Origin of the sequence: Streptomyces sp. AB3(2024), from assembly GCF_041862025.1 — a bacterium.
In the GTDB taxonomy this organism is placed as follows: domain Bacteria; phylum Actinomycetota; class Actinomycetes; order Streptomycetales; family Streptomycetaceae; genus Streptomyces.
The window spans coordinates 1-20,011 of the sequence record NZ_JBGWAB010000136.1 but is presented as its reverse complement, the minus strand read 5'-3'; the positions used below and the strand labels follow the sequence as shown (position 1 = coordinate 20,011).

The 20,011-nt window shown below is 70.1% G+C and carries 19 protein-coding genes and 3 pseudogenes; 10 read left to right on the top strand and 12 right to left on the bottom strand.

The features are described from left to right. From ACEPPI_RS34130 to polX, 4 genes are all read right to left on the bottom strand, one after another. Nucleotides 1-1,520, bottom strand: a 1,520-nt coding sequence (locus ACEPPI_RS34130; protein WP_373919136.1) for a protein kinase, incomplete at its 3' end; no start/stop codon positions are given. 539 nt (nucleotides 1,521-2,059) lie between these two features. Beyond that, a complete protein-coding gene (locus ACEPPI_RS34125) occupies nucleotides 2,060-2,908 on the bottom strand; it encodes a dienelactone hydrolase family protein (RefSeq protein WP_373919135.1) in 849 nt (282 codons plus the stop codon). 157 nt (nucleotides 2,909-3,065) lie between these two features. After that, a complete protein-coding gene (locus tag ACEPPI_RS34120; RefSeq protein ID WP_373919134.1) occupies nucleotides 3,066-3,578 on the bottom strand; it encodes a Ku protein in 513 nt (170 codons plus the stop codon). A gap of 136 nt (nucleotides 3,579-3,714) precedes the next feature. Further along, a complete protein-coding gene (gene polX, locus ACEPPI_RS34115; protein WP_373919133.1) occupies nucleotides 3,715-5,433 on the bottom strand; it encodes a DNA polymerase/3'-5' exonuclease PolX in 1,719 nt (572 codons plus the stop codon). A gap of 152 nt (nucleotides 5,434-5,585) precedes the next feature. Here polX and htpX point away from each other — a divergent pair, with 152 nt between their 5' ends. Beyond that, nucleotides 5,586-6,500 (top strand): zinc metalloprotease HtpX, encoded by a 915-nt coding sequence (gene htpX, locus ACEPPI_RS34110; RefSeq protein WP_373919132.1) that lies wholly within the window; start codon nucleotides 5,586-5,588, stop codon nucleotides 6,498-6,500. A gap of 37 nt (nucleotides 6,501-6,537) precedes the next feature. Continuing rightward, nucleotides 6,538-7,137, top strand: a complete 600-nt coding sequence (locus ACEPPI_RS34105; protein WP_373919131.1) for a hypothetical protein — start codon at nucleotides 6,538-6,540, stop codon at nucleotides 7,135-7,137. Here the strand turns inward: ACEPPI_RS34105 and ACEPPI_RS34100 are convergent. Next, entirely contained in the window at nucleotides 7,094-7,924 is an 831-nt protein-coding gene (locus ACEPPI_RS34100; protein ID WP_373919130.1) for an HAD-IIA family hydrolase, read from the bottom strand. The two genes, ACEPPI_RS34105 and ACEPPI_RS34100, sit on opposite strands and share 44 nt — an antisense overlap. 101 nt (nucleotides 7,925-8,025) lie before the next feature. Here ACEPPI_RS34100 and ACEPPI_RS34095 point away from each other — a divergent pair, with 101 nt between their 5' ends. Beyond that, nucleotides 8,026-9,315, top strand: a complete 1,290-nt coding sequence (locus ACEPPI_RS34095) for a phosphoribosyltransferase family protein (RefSeq protein ID WP_373919129.1) — start codon at nucleotides 8,026-8,028, stop codon at nucleotides 9,313-9,315. A 1,106-nt stretch (nucleotides 9,316-10,421) separates the two neighbouring features. Next, on the top strand, nucleotides 10,422-10,850 hold the full coding sequence (locus tag ACEPPI_RS34090; RefSeq protein WP_373919128.1) for a nitroreductase family deazaflavin-dependent oxidoreductase: 429 nt from the start codon (nucleotides 10,422-10,424) through the stop codon (nucleotides 10,848-10,850). A 21-nt stretch (nucleotides 10,851-10,871) separates the two neighbouring features. Here ACEPPI_RS34090 and ACEPPI_RS34085 read toward each other — a convergent pair whose 3' ends face one another. Together ACEPPI_RS34085 and ACEPPI_RS34080 are read right to left on the bottom strand one after the other, a co-directional pair. After that, the gene (locus ACEPPI_RS34085) at nucleotides 10,872-11,258 is read right to left on the bottom strand and encodes a nuclear transport factor 2 family protein (RefSeq protein ID WP_373919137.1); all 387 of its coding nucleotides are present in this window, start codon (nucleotides 11,256-11,258) and stop codon (nucleotides 10,872-10,874) included. A gap of 238 nt (nucleotides 11,259-11,496) precedes the next feature. After that, nucleotides 11,497-12,324 (bottom strand): alpha/beta fold hydrolase, encoded by an 828-nt coding sequence (locus tag ACEPPI_RS34080; protein ID WP_373919127.1) that lies wholly within the window; start codon nucleotides 12,322-12,324, stop codon nucleotides 11,497-11,499. Between the two features lie 62 nt (nucleotides 12,325-12,386). Here ACEPPI_RS34080 and ACEPPI_RS34075 point away from each other — a divergent pair, with 62 nt between their 5' ends. After that, complete coding sequence (locus ACEPPI_RS34075) at nucleotides 12,387-12,818, top strand: MarR family winged helix-turn-helix transcriptional regulator (protein ID WP_373919126.1); 432 nt, start codon at nucleotides 12,387-12,389, stop codon at nucleotides 12,816-12,818. Between the two features lie 71 nt (nucleotides 12,819-12,889). Here ACEPPI_RS34075 and ACEPPI_RS34070 read toward each other — a convergent pair. Continuing rightward, nucleotides 12,890-13,000: pseudogene (locus ACEPPI_RS34070) on the bottom strand (FAD-dependent monooxygenase); the annotation flags it as partial. Between the two features lie 755 nt (nucleotides 13,001-13,755). Between ACEPPI_RS34070 and ACEPPI_RS34065 the strand changes: the two are divergent. After that, nucleotides 13,756-14,574 (top strand): sensor histidine kinase, encoded by an 819-nt coding sequence (locus ACEPPI_RS34065; RefSeq protein WP_373919125.1) that lies wholly within the window; start codon nucleotides 13,756-13,758, stop codon nucleotides 14,572-14,574. Between the two features lie 38 nt (nucleotides 14,575-14,612). Here the strand turns inward: ACEPPI_RS34065 and ACEPPI_RS34060 are convergent, their stop codons facing one another. The 3 genes and pseudogenes from ACEPPI_RS34060 to ACEPPI_RS34050 all read right to left on the bottom strand — a co-directional run bounded on the left by ACEPPI_RS34060 (nucleotide 14,613) and on the right by ACEPPI_RS34050 (nucleotide 15,473). After that, nucleotides 14,613-14,861, bottom strand: a complete 249-nt coding sequence (locus ACEPPI_RS34060) for an RICIN domain-containing protein (protein WP_373919124.1) — start codon at nucleotides 14,859-14,861, stop codon at nucleotides 14,613-14,615. Nucleotides 14,862-14,863: 2 nt separating this feature from the next. Beyond that, nucleotides 14,864-15,091 (bottom strand): annotated as a pseudogene (locus tag ACEPPI_RS34055) (RICIN domain-containing protein); the annotation flags it as partial. Between the two features lie 202 nt (nucleotides 15,092-15,293). Further along, nucleotides 15,294-15,473, bottom strand: a complete 180-nt coding sequence (locus ACEPPI_RS34050) for a hypothetical protein (protein WP_373919138.1) — start codon at nucleotides 15,471-15,473, stop codon at nucleotides 15,294-15,296. A gap of 23 nt (nucleotides 15,474-15,496) precedes the next feature. On the opposite strand from ACEPPI_RS34050, the pseudogene ACEPPI_RS34045 reads away from it, so the two are divergent. From ACEPPI_RS34045 to ACEPPI_RS34035, 3 genes and pseudogenes are all read left to right on the top strand, one after another. Then, nucleotides 15,497-15,601: pseudogene (locus tag ACEPPI_RS34045) on the top strand (Lrp/AsnC family transcriptional regulator); the annotation flags it as partial. 550 nt (nucleotides 15,602-16,151) lie between these two features. Then, on the top strand, nucleotides 16,152-16,736 hold the full coding sequence (locus tag ACEPPI_RS34040; RefSeq protein ID WP_373919123.1) for a hypothetical protein: 585 nt from the start codon (nucleotides 16,152-16,154) through the stop codon (nucleotides 16,734-16,736). 115 nt (nucleotides 16,737-16,851) lie between these two features. Beyond that, complete coding sequence (locus tag ACEPPI_RS34035) at nucleotides 16,852-17,202, top strand: PRC-barrel domain-containing protein (RefSeq protein ID WP_373919122.1); 351 nt, start codon at nucleotides 16,852-16,854, stop codon at nucleotides 17,200-17,202. A gap of 252 nt (nucleotides 17,203-17,454) precedes the next feature. Here ACEPPI_RS34035 and ACEPPI_RS34030 read toward each other — a convergent pair whose 3' ends face one another. Beyond that, complete coding sequence (locus ACEPPI_RS34030) at nucleotides 17,455-18,447, bottom strand: IS3 family transposase (RefSeq protein ID WP_373919121.1); 993 nt, start codon at nucleotides 18,445-18,447, stop codon at nucleotides 17,455-17,457. On the opposite strand from ACEPPI_RS34030, the gene ACEPPI_RS34025 reads away from it, so the two are divergent. Further along, on the top strand, nucleotides 18,389-20,011 hold a 1,623-nt coding region (locus ACEPPI_RS34025), incomplete at its 3' end, for a transposase (RefSeq protein ID WP_373919120.1). The two genes, ACEPPI_RS34030 and ACEPPI_RS34025, sit on opposite strands and share 59 nt — an antisense overlap.

Below are 20,011 nucleotides of genomic sequence, written 5' to 3'. Positions count from 1 at the left end.
GGCCCGCCGCCGCCCTGGGTCGCGCTGCTCCCGCCTCCGGCCATGCCGCCGCCTCCCGGTGTACCGGCACCGCCTCCAGGAGTACCGCCTCCGCCACCGGGCGTACCCGCGGCGCCCTGGGCGCCGGCGCCACCCGGGGGCGCGGCACTGCCACCCTGGCCCGACGGCCCCGGGTCCGAGGGGCTCTGGGGGCCCGGCGTACCCGGCGTACCCGGAGCCGGTGAACCGCCCGGTACGGGGGCCGAGCCCCCGCCGGGCGACACGGGCCCACCCGCGGCCGGGGGCGAAGCCTGCTGACCGCCACCCTCCCCGAATGGCTGGATCAGGGCCACCGTTCCGCCGCCGATCGCGAAGACGAGAACGGCCGGCACGGTGACGGTCCACCTCCGACGGCCCCACCGCCCGCTCTCGGCGGCACCGCTCCCGCCCGGCGGCCCCGTCACCGGCCCGGCCGCCTGTTCGGCCACCGGCCCGGCGGACCCGGATCCCGGCCCGGTCTCCTCGCGAAGCCGGAGGGTGGCCCGGTCGGCGCCCTCGGGGCCGCCCCGCGCCGGCCCCTCCCGTTCGGGCACCGCCTCGGCGTCGAGCAGCCGCGCCGCCTGCCGGGCGAGACGTGCCACTACCTTGGGCGGCAGCCACGCCCCGCCCGGCTTCGCCGGGCGGACCCTCTCCGGGGCCTCCAGCAGCTCGTCCACGCCGGGCCGTTCGTCGACCCCCTTGATCAGGCAACGGCCGATGAACGCACGCAGGGCCCCGTCCGCCACCCGGTCCAGCGCCGGCTCGCCCTCCACGATCTGGAACATCACCGCGTGCTGGTTGCTGGCGCCGTGTCCGAAGGGCAGCTCGCCGGTGGCCGCGTACATCAGGACGCAGCCGAGGGTGAACACGTCGCTCTTCGCCCCGGCGCGCTGCCCGCGGACCTGCTCGGGCGACATGAACCCGGGCGAGCCGACGACCATGCCGGTGCTCGTGAGCAGCGACTCGACGGAGGTTTCCAGGGCGCGCGAGATGCCGAAGTCGATGACACGGGTGCCCTCGACGGTCAGCATCACGTTCGACGGCTTGAGGTCGCGGTGCACGATCCCGGCCGAGTGGATGTCCTTCAGGGCGCGCAACAGACCGTCGGCGAGCGCGTGCACGGCATCCACGGGCAGGGGGCCGTGCCGGCGCACGATCTGCTCCAGCGAAAGCCCGGGAACGTACCCCGTGGCCACCCAGGGCCGGTCGGCGTCGGGGTCCGCGTCGAGGACGGGGGCGGTGTACCGCTCGCCGACGCGGCGGGCGGCGTCGATCTCCCGGCGGAAGCGGGCACGGAACTGCGCGTTCGAGACGTGCTCCTCGTGCACCACCTTCACGGCGACCGTGCGCCCGCCCTCGGACCGGGCCAGGAACACCCGCCCCATGCCCCCGGCGCCGAGCCGCCCGAGCAGCAGGTACGGCCCGATGCGGCTCGGGTCCCCGGCCGCGAGCGGCTTTATGCCGCCTTCGACGTTGTCGTCGTCACTCACTGCACTGCTCATGCTGCCCGTCCCCCGGTGGTCTCCTGCGGTCGACCGAACCGGCCCGGCCGGTCGAACCCGCCTCAGGGTAAAGGCAGTTCGTTGCCGGATGAAGGCAAGGGTGGCCAACGCGGACCGGTCCGGGGCGCCGTCTGCCGATCCGGCCGGCGGTTCCCGCCCCGCCCTCGGGCCGGTACGCCCCACCGGCCAACGCGGCCGGGGCCGCCCCATCAGGCTGAAGAGCGCCCCCTGCCGCCGACCCGGATGTGGCGAAGCGGGTGCCGGAGGTGCTGCCCGGGGCCTGACGGATCCGGCACGACCTGAACGCATGCGCACAGGACCGACCCCCGCTCGGGGAGACCCCGGAGGACCGGCCCGTAGGTCAGGGGTAGCGCCTCGGTTGGCCGGGGCGCTCGAAGGAGAAGCCCCGCGGCCCGTGTGATCTCGCGGCACCGTCGCACAGGCAGGGCCGGGCGGAATCCCGCGAGCCCGGCATGGCCCGTCTCCATCGCTGCCGGGGGCGCCATGACCATCGACAACGCCGCATTCGCCCCTGTCCCCTATGCCTCGAAAGCGGCGAGCGGTGAGTCCTCCCCCAGCAGTCGTGTGCGGAACAGGTCGAGGACCGTGTCGAGGGCCTGCCGTGTGGGCTGTCCGGGCTCGTCGACGAGGTGCTCCGTCAGGACGGCGTGCGGCGGAAGGGGGCTCGCAGGATTCGCCGCGCCGGCGTCCAACTCGACGGCTACGAACGCGTCGCCCAGTTCGCGGCGCAGGTACGCGAACCGGTCGCCGGGCACCAGCCGGTCGCTCGAAAACCGCAGCCCGAGGACCTGGAGCCCGTCGCGCTCGCAGCGCCCGCGGACGACCGCCAGTTCCCCGGCGCTGATGTCGATGGAGCCCGCGCGGCGCGGGGTGCAGGCAAGCGGTAGTGACGGCTGGGACAGCACGGGGGCGACGATCCGCGCGTCCACGGCCATGGCCAGGGCGAAGCCGCCGGTCAGGCACATGCCGACGGCGCCGACTCCGGGGCCGCCGCAGCACTCGTGTTCAGCGGCGGCCAGGGCGCGCAGCCACCGTACGACGCGCGAACTCCGCCCCGTGGCCAACAGTGTGAACTCCCGGCTCACGCACACCTTCCACAGGGTCGAGGCCAAGGCGCGGCCGGCCCTCGGCCAGCCCACGGCGCCGGGATCCGCGTCCCGGCCGGGTGTACCGAAGAGCACCGGGAGTACGGCCGTGCAACCTGTCTCGGCCACGCGGTCGGCGAACTCGATGACCTTGGGGGTGATGCCGGGGATCTCCGCCATGATGATCACCGCCGGGCCCGTGCCCCGGCGCAGCACCCGGCGGGTGGCACCGTCATGGGTGAACCTGCTCTGCGTGAAGCCGGTCAGGTCGTGGTCTGGCACGCGCCTGCTCCCTTCCTTCGACTCTCCCGAATGAAGGCAAGTTACCCGTAGGTAGTCCTTCGCGATACGCCCCGCCCGACTCAACCGCGGCGCCACGAACCTCACCCGGGCCTGCATCGGGAAGCCCGACGCCAACGCATGCGCCTGAAAGAGGGGCTTACAAATGGATCAAGGAGGAGCGGAATCGATCGTCGTTATGCTGCGCAGCGAAACACGGAACCTGCCGCACGGAAATCCTATAAACGCGTCGGTCGCCACTGCTCTCGGGGTGAACGTTCATTGAGCGCCGCGCCCCAACCGGTGCGAACACCCCGGCGCACGATGCGTACTTGTGTCCAAGGGCACGGGGTCCGAAGCGGACCTCACCTCGGGTGTCGCGGAACTCCTCGGGGTCCCAATCCGTTTCGAGGACTCCCGGCCGCGCATGACGAAGGTGGCGACGCCGGCCCGGGTCGGCCTTCCCGAGGGCCTGCTCCAGCAGGGCGTACATCTTGGCGTACTCCTTGCCCTTGGGACCGAGGTGGCAGGTCCGGTCGAAGAAGATCGGGCCGATCGCGTCCAAGTCCACGAAACCGCTGGTTTCCAGGGCCTTGGAGCGGCCCGGTGCGATGTCGGCCGGCTCGGCAGGCTCGACCGGGACGTATTTCCTGCGGGCGTCGTAGCCCTTCACGATGTCGTCGAGATCGATTCCCTTGCGGTTCGTTCGTTCACCCGCCTGTTGCGGATCCGGTCGGAGGTGCCGCGTTGCAGCTGGTGGAAGTGGATGGGGTGGCTGTCGGTTTCGGCGTACACCCCGCTGGGGAGGCTCACCGGCCCAGGAACCGTTGCAGCCTCCCCAGCGGCCACGTGTTGATGACGTCGTCCGTCGTCAGCCAGCCGCGCTGTGCCGTCGCCACGCCGTAGCGCATGTGCGCCAGATGCGTCGTGGCGTACGCGTCGGAGTTCACCGCGAACTTCACGCCGTGCCGTTTCGCGCGCAGGATGTCCTCGTCGCACAGATCGAGCCGCTCGGGATGCGCGTTGATCTCCAGCGCCGTACCGGTCCGTGCACATGCCTCGAACACCGCGTCGAAATCGGCGTCGATGGGCGGGCGTCTGCCGATCCTGCGGGTCGTGGGGTGGCCGATGACGGCGACGTGCGGGTTCTCGCAGGCGTGTATGAGACGGCTGGTGAGTTCCTGTCTGTTCTGGTTGAAGTGGGAGTGGACCGAGGCCACACAGAGGTCGAACTCCGCGAGGAACTCGTCGGGCCAGTCCAGGCCGCCGTCCGGGCCTATGTTGAGTTCGGTGCCGTGCAGCAGTCGCATCCTGTGCTGCCCGCCGTCCAGTTCGCGTAGCCGCTCGCGCTGGGCGAGGATCTTCTCGCTGGTCATGCGCTGCATGTACAGGTTCGGGGCGTGGTCGGTGACCGCGTAGTACGCGTAGCCGCGGGCGGCAGCGGCGGCGGTCATGTCCTCCAGCGGGGCCAGCCCGTCCGTGAGGTCGGTGTGGGTGTGGAGATCTCCGCGGATGTCCTGCTCCGTCACCAGGTCGGGGAGTTCGCCGCGCAGGCCCGCCGCGATCTCGCCGCGGTCCTCGCGCAGCGTCGGCGGTATCCAGGGCAGTCCGAGCCTGGCGTAGATCGCTTCCTCGGTCTCGGAGGTGACGCTCTCGCCGCTCTCTGCGTCGAAGAGTCCGTACTCGGAGAGCTTGAGTCCCTGGCGTACCGCGAGTGCACGGGTGCGGATGTTGTGGGCCTTGGAGCCGGTGAAGTACTGCAGGCCCGCTCCCCAGGAGGCCGGCGGAAGGACCCGTAGATCCACCTGGAGTCCTGTGGCGGTCCGTACGGTGGTCTTCGTCTCCCCGTGCGCGATGACCTCGGCCGTGCAGGGAAGGGCGACGAGAGCCTCCATGAACGGGGCCGACCGCCGCGCTGCCACCAGGACGTCGACATCGCCGATGGTCTCCTTCATCCGGCGCAGGGACCCCGCGTACGTGCACCGGACGCAGCCGCGGATGTCCGACATCTCGGCGACGAGCTGCTCGGCGATGTCCATGGCCGCGCTGACGAGGATCCGGCCCCCGTCGGCCTTCCGGAGTACGGAGATGCCGTGCAGGATGCTTTCCTCGGTCCGCTCGCCGAAGCCCTTCAGATCACGCAGCCGTTCCTGGCGGATGGCGTCCTGCAGCTGGTCGACGGAGGTGATGCCCAGTTCCTCGTAGAGGACCATGGCCTTGCGGGGACCGAGACCCGGGACGGCGGTCAGCTCGCGCACTCCGGCCGGCACGGACGCCCTGGCCTCGTCGACCACGGACATGCGGCCGGTCCGCAGGTACTCCAGCACCTTGTCGGCGACCGATCTGCCGACGTGGGGGATGTCGCGCAGGCCCTTGGCATCGAGTGCCGAGACGTCCTCCGGGTAGCCCCCGACGGCACGGGCGGCCTTCTCGTAGGCGCGCGCCTTGAAGGCGTCCCCGCCCCGGAGAGCGAGGAGGTCGGCGTACTCCTGGAGCATCGCCTCGACCTGGTCATTGGCTCGGACCATGCTTCCAGGGTGCCCCCGCGCGCCCCGGGCGGGCACCCCGGGCACCCGCGCCGCGGGCCCGGCCGGGCCGGGAGTGTCCGCTTGGTGGGGAGGAAGTTGCACAATCGAGAGTGAGGAGCGCTGCATCCGCGCTCCGACTGGAGGGCGATCAGATGCCTGGGACCCGGTCTCGTTCGCGCTATGTCCCGGACAAGGGACTCACCACCCGCATGGTGACGACCATGTTCTTCATCGGGCTGCTCTACGTCGTGTTCGTGGGCGCCCTGCTGGCCCTTTTCCGGAGCTCGTGGCCCACCATCCTGGTGATCGCGGGTGGTCTGTTCGTCGCGCAGTTCTGGTTCAGTGACCGGATCGCGGCCGCCGGCATGGGTGCCCGCGAGGTCACCCAGGAGCAGGCGCCCGAGCTGCACGGTGCAGTGGACCGTATCTGCGCCCTCGCCGACATGCCCAAGCCCCGGGTCGCGATCGCCGACATCGACGTGCCGAACGCCTTCGCCGTCGGCCGGAACGAGCGCACCGCACTCGTCTGCGTCACCACGGGGCTGCTGCGCCGCCTGGAGCCGGAGGAGCTGGAGGGTGTCCTCGCGCACGAGCTGTCGCACGTCGCCCATCGCGACGTCGCGGTGATGACCGTCGCGTCGTTCCTCGGTGTCCTCGCGGGAATCATGACCCGCATCGCGGTCTACAGCGGACTCGGCCGCAACAGCCGCGACAGCAACGCCGCCGTCGTGGCGCTCCTGATACCCCTGGTCAGCGCCGTCGTCTACGTGATCAGCTTCCTGCTGACGCGGCTGCTGTCCCGCTACCGCGAGCTGTCCGCCGACCGCGCAGCCGCACTGCTGACCGGCCGGCCGTCGGCGCTCGCCTCCGCACTCACCAAGGTGACCGGCGAGATGGCGAGGATCCCGAGCCGGGACCTGCGCCAGGCGGAGCCGTTCAACGCGTTCTGGTTCGCGCCCGCGTTTTCGTCGAAGGAAAGCCTGAGCAGGCTGCTCTCCTCCCACCCCACGCTGGAGGAGCGGTTGGACCGGCTGGGCAGGATCGCGGCGCAGCTCGGCCGTCCCTGACTGGCCGGGCGCATCACCGGCAACGGAGGTTCGTACCGTGGGACTCCTCGACACCATCCTCGGCCGCAGCAAGCCGGTACTTCCCGACCTGGACCGGCTCTTCGGCCTGCCCGCCGCCGCGATCACCCTTGAGGCGGGTGCCGGGTTCGCTCCGACCGGCGTCGGCTCGGTGTGCTTCGCCAGTGTCGAAGGCGGTGCCTTCGCCCGGCTCCAGGAGGACGTACGGGAGCTGCTCGACGCCGATACCGGCAGCGGGGGCCGACCGGTCGAGTTCAGCCAGGACGCGTACGGCTACACCTGGCTCCTCGCCCGGCACCCTGCCGACGACACCGCCTCCTTGGTCAACGACCTGCACGCCGTCAACGCTCTCCTCCAGGACGCCGGCTTCGGTCCGCAGCTCCTCTGTTCCCTGATGGGTTTCGACGGGGCGGCGCCGGAGCGTGCTCTGGCCCTGGTCTACCTGTACAAGAGCGGCACTTTCTACCCGTTCGCACCGCTTCCCGGACCGGCCGGGGAGACCGGCAAGCGTGACAACGCCACGGAACTGCAGATCAGGGCGCTGCTCGCGGACGACCTGCCGATGGAACCGGACCTCAGCCGCTGGTTCCCGGTGTGGGGCGCTCCCGGGCTCGGCTGAGCCCGAGGCGCTCCAGCAGCGCGGGAAGGTCGGCGAAGGAGTCGAGGACGTGGTCCGGTGTGCCGTTGGCCGCCCGGTGCGTCTCGGGCAGGTACTTGCCCGTCTTGACGAGTACACCGGTGATTGCATGGCGCTGGGCCGCCAGCACATCGGATTCGATGTCGTCGCCCACCATGAGCGCTTCGGACGGGGTGGCGCCGAGGTGTGCGAGGGCGGAGGAGAAGAACGCCGCGGCGGGTTTGCCGGTGATCTCCGCCTCGACCCGGGCGGCCCGTTCCAGCCCCAGGAGGAAGGCCCCGGTGTCGAGGTCGAGGCCGTTGCCGGTGCGCCAGTACAGGTTCCGGTGCATGGCCACGAGCCGGGCACCACGTTGCAGATGCCGGAAGACCCGGTTCAGGGCCTCGTAGCCGAATGCTCCGCCCGCTCCCCCGAAGACGACCACATCCGGGTCCCCCATCCCTTCGTCGACGAGCGTCACACCCGCGAGATCGTCGCGGACGTCCCCGGTGTTGACCAGCAGACAGCGGGCACCCGGGTAGCGCTCACGCAGGTATGCGGCGGTGACGGCGGGTGCGGTCAGGATGTCGTCGACGCTGACGGGGAAGCCCGCTCCGGCCAGTGTCGCCGCGATCGAGGCACGGGTCCGCGAGGTGTTGTTGGTGACCAGCACCAGCGGAATGCCCTCCGCACGGAGCTGCCGCATGGCGTGCACGGCACCGGGCAGCGGCTCCCAGGACACCGTGAGCACACCGTCGATGTCGATCAGGACCGCTCCGATTCGTTCCATACGACCGACCGTCCCCGACTTGCGCAGAAGCCGCAAATGGGCTTGCTTCGGAGTAGGTGGGTACGAGGTTTCCTTCACCCCTACGCAGGGAGTGAACCACCGTGATGTTCACCGATCGCACGGACGCAGGTCAGCAGCTCGCCGAAGCACTCCGTCACCTGGCGAGGGAGGATCCCGTCGTCCTGGGACTGCCCCGGGGCGGAGTCCCGGTGGCCTTCCAGGTGGCGCGGGCGCTGGGTGCCCCGCTCGACGTGATCGTCGTGCGCAAGCTCGGGGTCCCCTCCCACCGTGAACTTGGATTCGGCGCCATCGGCGAGGGCGGCGTGCGAGTCATCAGTGACGACATCGTCCGCCTCAGCCGGGTCGGGCACGAGGATCTCGCAGCGGTCGAGCGCGCCGAGACGGCAGCGCTCGCCGGTCAAGCGCGGCGGTTCCGCGGCGACCGGCCGCGCGTACCGCTCGACGGACGGTCGGTGATCGTGGTGGACGACGGGATCGCGACCGGCGCCACGGCCGCGGCGGCATGCGAGGTCGTACGGGCGCAGGGTGCGGCCCGTGTGGTGTTGGCCGTCCCGGTGGCGCCACCGGACGCGGTTGCCCGTCTGCGCATCCAGGCCGACGAAGTGGTCTGCCTCTCCACACCGCGCGCCTTCCGCGCGGTCGGCGAGTGGTACCAGGACTTCGCCCAGACCCCCGACGAAGAGGTCCTCGCCCTGCTGGCACAAGCCACCGGCGGCGCCGTAACGCGCCCGCCCGCCCGGGCCTCCGAGGTGGTGGTGCACGCGGACGGCGTCAGGCTGGCCGGAGACCTCACGTTGCCGGCGGGCGCGGGTGCGGTCGTCATGTTCGCCCATGGCTCCGGCAGCAGCCGCCACAGCCCGCGCAACCGGTCGGTGGCGGCGACCCTGAACCTGGCGGGCCTGGGCACCCTGCTCTTCGACCTGCTCACACCGGCGGAGGAAACCGAACGCGCGAACGTCTTCGACATCGAAACCCTCGGCCGGAGGCTGGCGGACGCCACCCGATGGCTGCAGCACCTCCGGTCCGTCCCGATCGGCTACTTCGGAGCGAGCACGGGCGCCGCGGCGGCGTTGTGGGCCGCCGGGTCCGCCGACGCGGACATCGGCGCCCTGGTCTCCCGTGGCGGCCGCCCCGACCTCGCCGGGCCACGGCTCGCCGACGTACGGGCACCCACACTCCTCATCGTGGGCGGCCTCGACACGACGGTGCTCGGCCTCAACCAGCAGGCCCAGCGGAAACTGCGCTGCGAGAACCGCCTCGACATCATCCCCGGCGCCACGCATCTCTTCGAGGAGCCGGGAACGCTGGACGAAGTGGCCGCCCTTGCCCGGGACTGGTTCACGAAGCACCTTGTGACACGAGCCCGGTAGCGCCGTTGGCCGGCGATGGGTCCTCGGCCGCGCGACGGGGTGCACCCGCGGACCGACAATTGAGCATCTCGCTCCATCCCACCGCTGAAACCGCTCGATGTCGCCAGATTGCCCGCCGTCCGGCCGCCGACGGCGACGCCCCTCACGTTGCCGGTTGCCGTCAGACGGTCGATCCGGACATCCGTACGTGCGCGATGCCTCCGGACTCGTAGACGAGGGCGACCGACACCGAGTCCGTACTCGGCGGCTTCTTCCTCATGCCGCACCTGACCACACTCCCCCTCCTGCCCAACAGCGCGATCACGGCCGCCGTCTTCAACGTGCTGATGACGTACGTGGCGATGGGCGGTATGTCGGCGTAGACGACGGCCTGCGTGTTCAACTCTCCGTAACCAGTGCCGAACCAGCACGGGTGCGGTGACGAGGGGGGCTGATGTGGGGTTTCAGGTCAGCACCAAACAGCACGGGAACCAGCACCACCCCCTCCAAAACGGGTGGAAAATCCGCACATCAGGCGGGTCCCGTAGCCGTCGCCCCCAAAGGTTGGAACGAGCCGTCGCCGACTGTGTGGTGGTGGGGCACACAGGATGCCGACGGATTGTGATGGTCTGCCACATATGGCGCTGACCTGGGGGCTTCTAGGTTGCGGCGACACCGATCGTCTCCGCAGACCCCCTCTCATCCGGTCAGAGCTACGACCTGGGATTTCACCCTCAGCGCGACGCGAAAGTCAGCACCGAACCAGCGCCGCAAATATCTCGTGCCGGTTGGACAAGAACGGCATGGTGAACTGGGATCGGCTGGAAGACCATCGCCGGGCAGCAGGAAGAGCACTCGGCGTAGCGCACTTCGGCGGCCAACTCGAACGCCCCGCCCCGCTCGGCGTCCAGGATGGCCCCGAACAGGCTCGGTGAAAGGTCACCGATCAGGCCGTGCTCGGAGATCGGCAGAAAGCGCGAGCCGTCCGCTAGCCCAGAGCCGTATCCGAACTCCGTGCCTCCCTCCCTACCTCCCGCGGCCCGCCTCCTGGCAGGAGGTCGCCGATCGGAGGAAGATTCTCCATCGCCCAGCGCACGACCCGGATCGTGAACGACAGGAGATTCGACATGAGCGAAGCAGCCGACTGGAACGCGAAGGTCATCGCGGAGTTCCGAGAGAATGAGGGCAAGGTCGGCGGGGCCTTCGAGGGTGCGCCGCTGCTCCTCGTCCATCACCGCGGCCGCAAGACCGGGCAGGAGCGCGTCAGCCCGATGATGTACCTTCCGCACGACACCGAGCCGGACATCGTCTACGTCTTCGCGAGCAAGGCAGGAGCACCCACCAACCCGGACTGGTACCGCAACCTGACCGCCGCCGGTGACGGCACCGTCGAACGCGGCACCGCAACCTACCGCGTGACCGTCCGCGAACTGACCGGCGCCGAACGCGACCGCGTCTACGCCGACCAGGCGCGGCGCTACCCGGGCTTCGCCGACTACGAACGCCAGACCGCCGGGATCCGCACCATCCCGGTGCTCGAACTCCGCCAGGCATAGCCCACGCCCACGTGCGGTAGGTCAGCTTGCCGCGGCGGCCGCTGCGTTGACGGCCGCCGCGAAGTCCGGAGGGACTCCAAGCCGGGCGGGCATGACGCTGAGGCCGACATAACAGTTCAACTCCTGCGCCCTGCCGCCCTCGACGTACCAGAAGTCGGCGGTCGGGATGTCGCTCCTGGCTCCGGTCGGCTGCACGACCCCGGCGGGCGTCTCGAACGGCCCGGTGAAGGTGCCCTGGATCGTCAGCTCTACGGCGACGATGTCGCCCATGACGTGGCACCGGTGGAGTTCGCGGTGGACGTCGGGCGCCGGCGCGCCCATGTAGGCGACCTGTCCGGCGATGAAGACCGGTTTCGATCCGGTCGCGACCGACAGCTGCCGGTAGACGTCGGTCTCCGGCAATCCGATCGACGGACTGTGCGACTGGACCCACCGGTACCTCGGCCACGTCAAGGCCTCCCGCCACCGCTTCGACCCCTGGCAGGGTAAGCACCCGCACGCGAAGCCACCGGCCGGGCCTCACCCGAATGGCTCGATGGGCCGGCACGGACGACGAAGCGAAGATCAAGCGGGTCTGACACAGCCGAAGACTCCCAGCGGGAGGCGTAGTCGCAGCAGCCACGCCGGGCCTTCCCCGTCCCCGATGTCAGCGGCCTCTGCATACGGCGCCGGGCGACCGAGTGCCGAGACGGTCGCCGCTCGTCTCGCGCAGGTAGGCGTCGATCACGGCGAGGGTCGCTTCCGGCCGTTCCAGGTGTGGCAGGTGGCCCGCCTCGGGGATGACGTGGAGCCGGCCGCTGCCGAAGGCTTCGGCGTACGCGGCGCCGTAGGCGGGAGTGACGATGCGGTCGCTCCCGCCCCAGAGCAGGAGAGCCGGTACGTCGACGCGCCGCAGACGGCGGAGCAGCTTCGGGTCGTGCATGTAGGGGTCGCCCGCGAGGACGCGCAGAGTGGCCATGTTGTCGCGCTGAAGGGCGAGTTGCCCGGCGGAGAGCGTTTCGGGGTCACGGTGGAAGCGGGCCGAGTCGTGCCAGGCGTACTCGGCCACGCCGAGGGCATCGAGCGCGAAGAAGTCCCTGATCGGCTCGGTCTCGACGTGGACTCCGACGGGGTCGATCAGGACGAGGCCGGTGATGATGCCGCCGGTGTCCCGTACGGCCATCTCCGCAGCGGTCCAGCCGCCGATCGAGGAGCCGACGACCAGAACGTCACGCAGTCCGCGGTCTTGGAGGTGGTGCAGGTAGGCGAGGGCGAGATCGTCGATGCCGGTCAGCCATCCGGGGCGCTGGGTGCCGTCCCATCCCGGGTGTACCGGCGTGATCGTGTGGGCGGTCTGCGCCAGGTGGGAGGCGAGTCCGGCGACGGTGGCCGGTCCCCCGCCGCCGTGCAGGACCAGGCAGGGCCTGCCGGTTCCGGCTTCGGTCAGGGTGAGGGACAGGTCCGGGTACAGGGCGACGCTTTTGTCTGAGGGCATGCCCAGGACACTAACTAAGCTTGTTTATATAAGCAAGCTTAGTCATGCCGTAGGATGGACCCATGCCAGATGAACTTCAGGTCCTTGGAAGAGCGGTGAAGCAGGCCCAGTACAGGCAGCACCGTGCGCTGGACAGCCGCCTCGCCGCCGCCGGTACGACACTGGCCCAGTGGGACGCCCTCCGCGCGATCAGCCGAGCGCCCGGGGCGCCGGCTCGCACCCTGGCCACGGCGACGTTCCAGAGCGAGCAGGCCTTCGGCACGCTCGCCGGCCGGCTGACGGCCCTCGGCCTGATCGACCGCAGGCCGGGCCGCGGCCGACGTATCGAGCACTACCTCACTCCATCCGGCGAAGCGGTCCTGAGCGCAGGACACCGGATCGCCGACGAAGTCCTCGCCGCCTGCTACTCGAGCCTTTCCCCGGCCGACCGCGCCACGCTGCTCGGCCTGCTCCAACGCGTCGACGATGGCTCGGGCGCCTCCGCCGATCGGTGACGCCCTCGGTCCGGTGACGCAGGGCAGTCGGGCCACCGCTGATCGCCGGAACGGGTGCAGCGGGTTCCAGCCGCGGGTACGTTCCAGCCGAGGTTGTGCGCGTCCTGGATGCCGACGTTCATGCCGACGCCGCCGGCGGGGAAGTGCTGATGGGCGGCGTCTCCCGCGAGGAACACGCGCCCTGCGCCACCGGCCCGCCGCGGCGGTCCGGGGTGCGGCGGACTTCGACGGTTCGCTCGGGCGCGAATCCCGCTTGCCGGAACGGTCTGCGGACAGGGGAACGCGTCACCCTCTCCGCTGGGAAACAGAGCACACGGGCTCGGGGCGGCAGCGGCAGGGTCGCGTGGCTGTGACACCCCACCCTTGCGTCTACTTCACTGGAGACACAAGGGTGGGGGCGGGAAAGGGACGGCACGCCCTACGGACCGCCGCGCCCGCGGCGGCGCGGCGCACCGGCTGCGCAGACCGCGAGGAGTACGAGGGCGGCGGCGGCATCTGCCGCGCTGGAACGGCGACACGGACCAAAGCCCGCGCTTGGAGCTCGTGAACTGCACGGGACCACCCCTGCCCGGGCTCTACTGGCGTTCGTCCCCACCGCTCCCCGGCTGACGAGTCCCCCGCCGCCCCCACCTCGTGGTGCGGCCAGAAGCCGCCGGTCAAGGGGATCCACCGCAGCGGGCGCCCGGTGGCCCGTGACAGCGGGCGCCGCGCGCCCGTGCTGCCGTGAGGGCGTACGCGCCGCGCCGCCCGGCGGTGTCGGGCGGGGCTCGACCCCGAAGCGGCCCGGGAACGCAGCAACGCCGGCACAACCCACCTCCAGGACAAGCTGGACGCCATTCACGTCGGCGCCTCGCTGCGTACCGCCGACACGGCCGAGGACATCACCACCGCGGCCCTCGCGGCCCTGAGCACCCTGCTGCTCCTCACCGTCGGCGCCTTGACCTGGCGCACGACCGGCCGGGCGCTACGGCCGGTCGAGGCCATCCGCGCCGAGGTCGCCGCGATCGGCGACCGCGATCTGGACCGCCGGGTCCCCGCCCCGCGGGGCGACGACGAGATAGCCCGCCTCGCCGAGACCATGAACGCCATGCTGGAACGGCTGGAGGCCGCGGGGATCCGGCAGCGCCGTTTCATCGCCGATGCCTCCCACGAACTGCGCAGCCCCCTCGCGGTACTCCGGACCCAGCTGGAGATCGCGCACACCCACCCCGACCCGCAGGTGCGCGACACCCTGGTGGAAGGCGCCCTCCAGGACACCGAACGCCTCCAGGCGCTCTCCGCCGACCTGCTCCTCCTTGCCCGCCTCGACTCCACCGGGCAGAACCGTCCCGGCGAACCCGTCGACCTCACCGAACTCGTCCGCGCCACCCTGGCAGCACGTTCGACGGACCCCCATGCGGTCGCCCTGCACGCTTTCGGCGACATCATCGTCTCCGGCAACGCACTGTGGCTCGGCCGCCTGCTGACCAACCTCCTGGACAATGCCCAGCGCCACGCCCGGCACTGCGTCACCGTGCGGCTGGCGGCGGACCCGGTGACCGGCGACGCCGTCCTCGACGTCGCGAACGACGGCCCCCCGATCGCCGCCGCCGACCGGGAGAAGATCTTCGAACGGTTCACGCGCCTCGACGACGCACGCAGCCGTGACGACGGCGGCACCGGTCTCGGCCTGTCCTGCGATGTGGTCGAAGTAGAGGGTCCACTGCTGGTCGGGGTTTCCGTTGCAGCGCCAGAGAATGGCGTGATCGGCTCCTGACGGACAGAGCTGGTACCTGTAGCGGTTCACTTCCGGTATCAGGTGGGTGCACCTCGGCTCCCTACGTACCAGGTCTGGTTGGCGCCGCCGTTGTCCTGCCACAGCTGAGCGGGGGCTCCGTTCGTACCGCTGTAGCCGCCGATCTCCAGGTTGTAATTGTTCCAGCCGAAGCGAAACTCCGGTCCGGACACGTTGGTGCGCCTGAACCGCTGGTTGGATTCGTAGTGGCAGTCCCACTGGACGAGCTGTACGCCGTTACCGCGTTGCCGTTCGGGATGTCGACACATTTTCCGCTGTTCGCGTTGAACAGCGTGTACTGGTTGACACCGTAGACATCGCCCACGTACCAGAGCTGGTTCTTTCCTCCGGTACAGTCCCACTGCCGTACCGCGGCTCCGTTCATCACGCTCCAGTCAGCCGCCTCAAGACACTTGAGCGTACCCAGATTGGTGATCCGGTACGGTCCTTCGAGCGTGGGGTCGGCTTGTGCCGGCGTGCCCCAGCTCAGTGCCAGCATGAATCCGGACGCTATGGCGAGCGCCTTCATCACAATGCCTAGACACTTCGTCATCCGTTTGTCCTCTCTCGCCGGTGCGCTGCCGACGCTGCTTTGCCCTCAGGCTGGTGGCCAGATGGCCGGATTGGCCAGCAGAGTCCGCGTCGTGTTCCGGCCTGGCCCGTTCTCGGCACATCGAGATCATCTTGACGAGCGGGCGTCATCACCTTGGCTCGCAGCAGGCCTCGATGGGGGTGCGTGCCTCACCGAACAGGGCCGGCCCGTCCTGCGCCACCGTCGGCCAGTCGCCCGACGGCGGGTTGAGTTCGACGAGTTGCCCGGTGGAGAGCGCCGGGTACCGCTCGGCCACATCCGGGGTGACGGTCGCGTGATCGGACACCATGAGCAGGTCGTAGCCGAGCCCCTAAACACCTGGAGACCCTCATGGACGAACTGGCCGGCTTCGGCAGCACGACCACCAGCGTCGTCTACAGCCGAACGCTGCCCTATCGCGGACCCAACCGACCCTGACAACAGCCGACCCGCCGCCGCATTCCCGTACACCGGCGATGGAGATCGCGGTGCCGCGCCGAATGAGGTACGGGCCCTCCTGAACGCACCTGCCGATCGGCTCCGTAAAGACACCGCACCCGGGCGGCTGCCCTTCGAGGCGCTCCAGCGACGGCAGCCGCCCGCGGCCGCACCGCCGCCGCGTTCGCCGCGTTCGCCGCGTTCGCCGCGACGACCCTGGCCTTCTTCATCGCCTTCGAAGCATCGCGATCCGGGGCGCCGCTGCCTTGGGAGTGCGTAAGGCTCGGCCGGTCCGCCAGGCCCGGCGCCCTGCCGCCATTCGGGCCCGCGATCCGCCTCGCCCGGGTGAGTGCTCGGATCGGCACTCGAACGACACCAGGGCGGCTGTGCGAACTTCGGTCATGGCTGCGAGGCAGCCGCCGGATCCCACCTGTCCCGGCCCCCTGCGCACTCTCTGCGGGAGCGCAACGCCCGGACGCGGGTGGGTGCGGCATCTCTGGAGGCAGGTCCGTCCGCAGCGGCCGGCCCGCTCCGACGTTGGAGGAACGGCATGAAGACCCACATCTGGGCAGCACGAAGCGTCGCGGCAGTATCGGGCGTGGTGCTCGCAGGGGCGCTCCTGGCCCCGTCCGCGGTCGCCCACTCCGGACCGGACCCCAAGGGACCCGGCAAGCACACCAGTGGCAAGAAAACACCCGCCAAGAAGAAGCCGGCCAAGCAGGCTCCGGCCAAGCCGGTCGTCGAGGAGGCACAGCCGGGTCAGGTGGCGGGCCGGAAGTGCGTCACGACCCGTGACGTCGCCTCCGCAGTGGTCGACTACTCCGGATCCGGCCTGTTCGAGACGGTGTTTCGCTCCGCGACCGACGAGCAGGGCCACGCCTTCCTCAACGACAGCCGCAACCCCGGCGTCTGGATCAACCTCGCCCTGGTCCCCGGCGCCCCCAAGTGCGTCTACGACACCGCCCTCTCCGTGACCGAGGAAAACCCCGGGCACCTCTTCATCACCCTCCTCGCCAGCAACGGCACCCTCCACCAAGCCACCTGCACCTCCACCAGCAGCTCCCCCTTCTCCCCCGCCAACCTGGCCACCGCGTGCGCGCCCGGCTTCACGGAGCTTCCCGGCACCCCCGTCTGAACCGCAATGGTCCGGGGTGGATCCGCCCCGTAGCTCGGCCCCGCCCCGGACCTGCCGCTCCGCACCGACGTGCCGCTCCCGCGGCACCGTACGCCAGAAGGACGAGGAGTCACCTGTGACCGCTGACATGTGGAGCTACAACCCGGAGTCGCTCTACAAGCCCGGCACGCGCCTGATCGGATTCAAGGTCGAGGCCAGCGACGGCCACATCGGCAAGATCGACGAGCACACCGAGGACGTCGACGCCTCCTACGTCGTCGTCGACACCGGCCCCTGGATCTTCGGCAAGCACGTCCTGATCCCCGCCGGCACCGTCGTCCGCATCGACATGAAGGAGGAGAAGATCAACGTCAACCTCACCAAGGAACAGATCAAGGACTCCCCCGAGTACGACAAGGACAAGCAACGCGGTGATGCCGCCTACCGCGACCAGCTCGGCCAGTACTACAGCCGCAGCCACATGTAGCTCCCGTCCCGCGTGGCGGCTGAGGCTCCCCGCCACGCGGGCGGGCCTCAGTTCCCCGCCCCCGAAAGGGCGACTCCTGCCCCGCCGCGCCACGCCTCCACCGGGACGCATAGGAGAACCCTGCTGGTGTGTCCGTCGCACTGCGTCGAGGCCGCCCGAACATGAACCTGCCGACTGCCTGGCCCTGCTCCAGGTCATCTGTGCGGGTAGCGTGTGCAGTTGAGGCTGCTCCCGGGGAGTGGACACCGGGTTTCATGCGACGAGTGACAGCGTACGTGTCGTGATCAGTTGTTGTTCAAACTCGGCTGGTGTGAGGTAGCCGAGCGCGGAGTGGCGACGGCGCCAGTTGTAGTACGAAAGCCAGCGGAACAGCTCGAGCCGGGTCTGTGCCTTCGAGGTCCAGCGGCATCCGTGGAGCAACTCGCGCTTGAGGCCCTGGAAGAACGATTTGGCGAGGGCGTTGTCGTAGCTCGTGCCGACGCGGCCCATGCTGCGGCGGATGCCGTGCCGGCGGCAGACGTCAGCGAAGGCGGTCGCGTTGTACTGGGCGCCCCTGTCGGTGTGGAAGACGACGCCGTTCACCTGGCCGCCGCGGGCGGCCACGGCCATCTCGATCGCGTCGGTGACCAGCGAGGTGCGCATGTGGTCCGCGATCGACCAGCCCACGACCTTCCTCGAGCAGATGTCGATCACCGTGGCGAGATAGAGCCAGGTCGAGCCGACGGGTATGTAGGTGATGTCGCCGCACCACCTGGTGTTCAGGGCGTCCGCGGTGAAGTCGCGCATCACCAGGTCCGGAGCGGGCGGCGTGGTCCTGTCCACGATCGTCGTCCGCTTCTTCCTGCGCAGGTGGCGGCCGACGATGTGGTTGATCCGCATCAGCCGGGTCACGCGCTTGCGGTTGATCCGCCGTCCCCTCGCCCGCAGCTCAGCATGGACACGCGGGGCGCCGTAGGCGCCATTGTGCTCGGTGTGGATGGCGCGGATCTCGCTCACGGTCCGCTTCTCCTCGGCTTGGCGCTCGGCGCGGGCCTGCTCGGTGGCCAGATGGCGGTAGTAGCCGGCGCGGGACGCCCCGAGCACCCGGCAGATCCGCTTGACGCCGAAGTCGGCGCGGTGAGGTTGTTGCGTTTTGATGAGGTGACCCGGTTGTTGTGGGCTGGTGGCGGCCGTGTTGGATGGCGCTGTGGCGAAGGGTTTCCGGAAGGTGGATCGTGACCAGCAGTTCCTGCTCCCGGTGGACATGCGGGAGTGGCTGCCCGACGATCATGTGGTCTGGGTACTGCTCGAGGTAGTCGATCACCTGGACCTGAGCGGTCTGGAAGCGCGGTACTCGCTGGGCGGGGTGGGGCGCCGGGCCTATGACCCGCGGATGATGCTGGCGCTGTTGATCTACGCATACGCGGACGGGATACGTTCCTCGCGACAGATCGAGCGGCTGTGCCGGACCGATGTGGCGATGCGTGTGATCTGCGCGCTGCAGGTGTCCGACCACACAGCAATCGCACGATTCCGGCAGATGCATCAGGACTCGGTGCGAGAACTGTTCACGCAGGTGTTGCTGGTCTGCGCGAAGGCCGGGCTCGGCAGGCTGGGCACGATCGCGATCGACGGCACGAAGATCGCGGCGAACGCATCCCGGGCCGCTTCCTGCCGACGCGCATGGCTGCAGGAGCAGGTCGACGCCATCACCGCGGAGGCCGCTGCCGTGGATGAGACGGAGGACGCCGCCCTCGTGACGGGCACCGGGGGCACCCAAACGCCGCGGCAACTGCGGTGTCGACGGGAGCGGAACGAGCGTATCCGGCGGTGCCTTGAGGAGGTCAAGGCCGAGGAAGCCGCACGCGGTCAGGACGAGGAATCGATCGTAGCCCGGGCTCAGGCCCGCGTGGAGCGGGCGCGGCAGGGCCGCAGCGGAGGTGGTCCGCTGCCGCCCGGGGCGGACCGGGTGGCCGTGGCTATCGCCCGGGTTGAGGCCGCCCGGCAGCATCTGCGTGAGGCGCAGGACCGTAAGCGGGAGCGGATCGCGCAGGTCCGCGAGCAACTCCGCCTGGCTGAGGCCGGCCATGGCCCCAAACCGAACCTCGGCTTGTTCAGCTTCGACGAGACCAAGGGCAAGGAGGTCTCACGGGCCCGGCAGCGGGTGGCCCGGGCGGAACAGGCCCTGACCACCGCACAGGCCGCAGCCCGGGGAAGGGGCCTGGCCGGGGAGATGGGGCGGTCGACGAACCGAGGCCGTGGTGGTGGCCAGGAACCGCGCAACGCCCGTCGTCAGGTGCGGCGCAACGTGACCGACCCGGACAGCAGGCTAATGTCCGCCGCCGACGGCGGGGCAGTCCAGGGATACAACGCCCAGCTCGCGGTCACGGGCGACGGCCTGGTCTTGGTTCCGGAACTGGTGCAGGACGCCAACGACCTCCACCAGTTCCGGCCGATGAGTACGGCCGCGGTGCAGGCCGCTCTTCTGGTCCACCAGGCTCGGTGCACTGAGCAATGCCCCTGCACAGGAGTCTGCTGCATCACATCTGTCGCCTCACCCGCAGAAGGAGGAGGACAAGAGGTATTTACGCGCGGTTGCGGGCAGTCCTCTTGCTTCTGCACGCAGGACTGGATCGGCGTGCTCCTGCTCGACAACGGTTACTGCACCAACGAGAACCTCACCGCCCCCGGTCCGGACCGGCTCATCGCAACCGGCAACTCCCGTAACCTGCCAAGGCCAGGGGAAGACCTGGGGCCGCTGCCGCCAGATGCGGACGCCCGCACCCGCATGGCCCATCGTCTGGCCTCCACCGACGGTGCAACGCTCTAT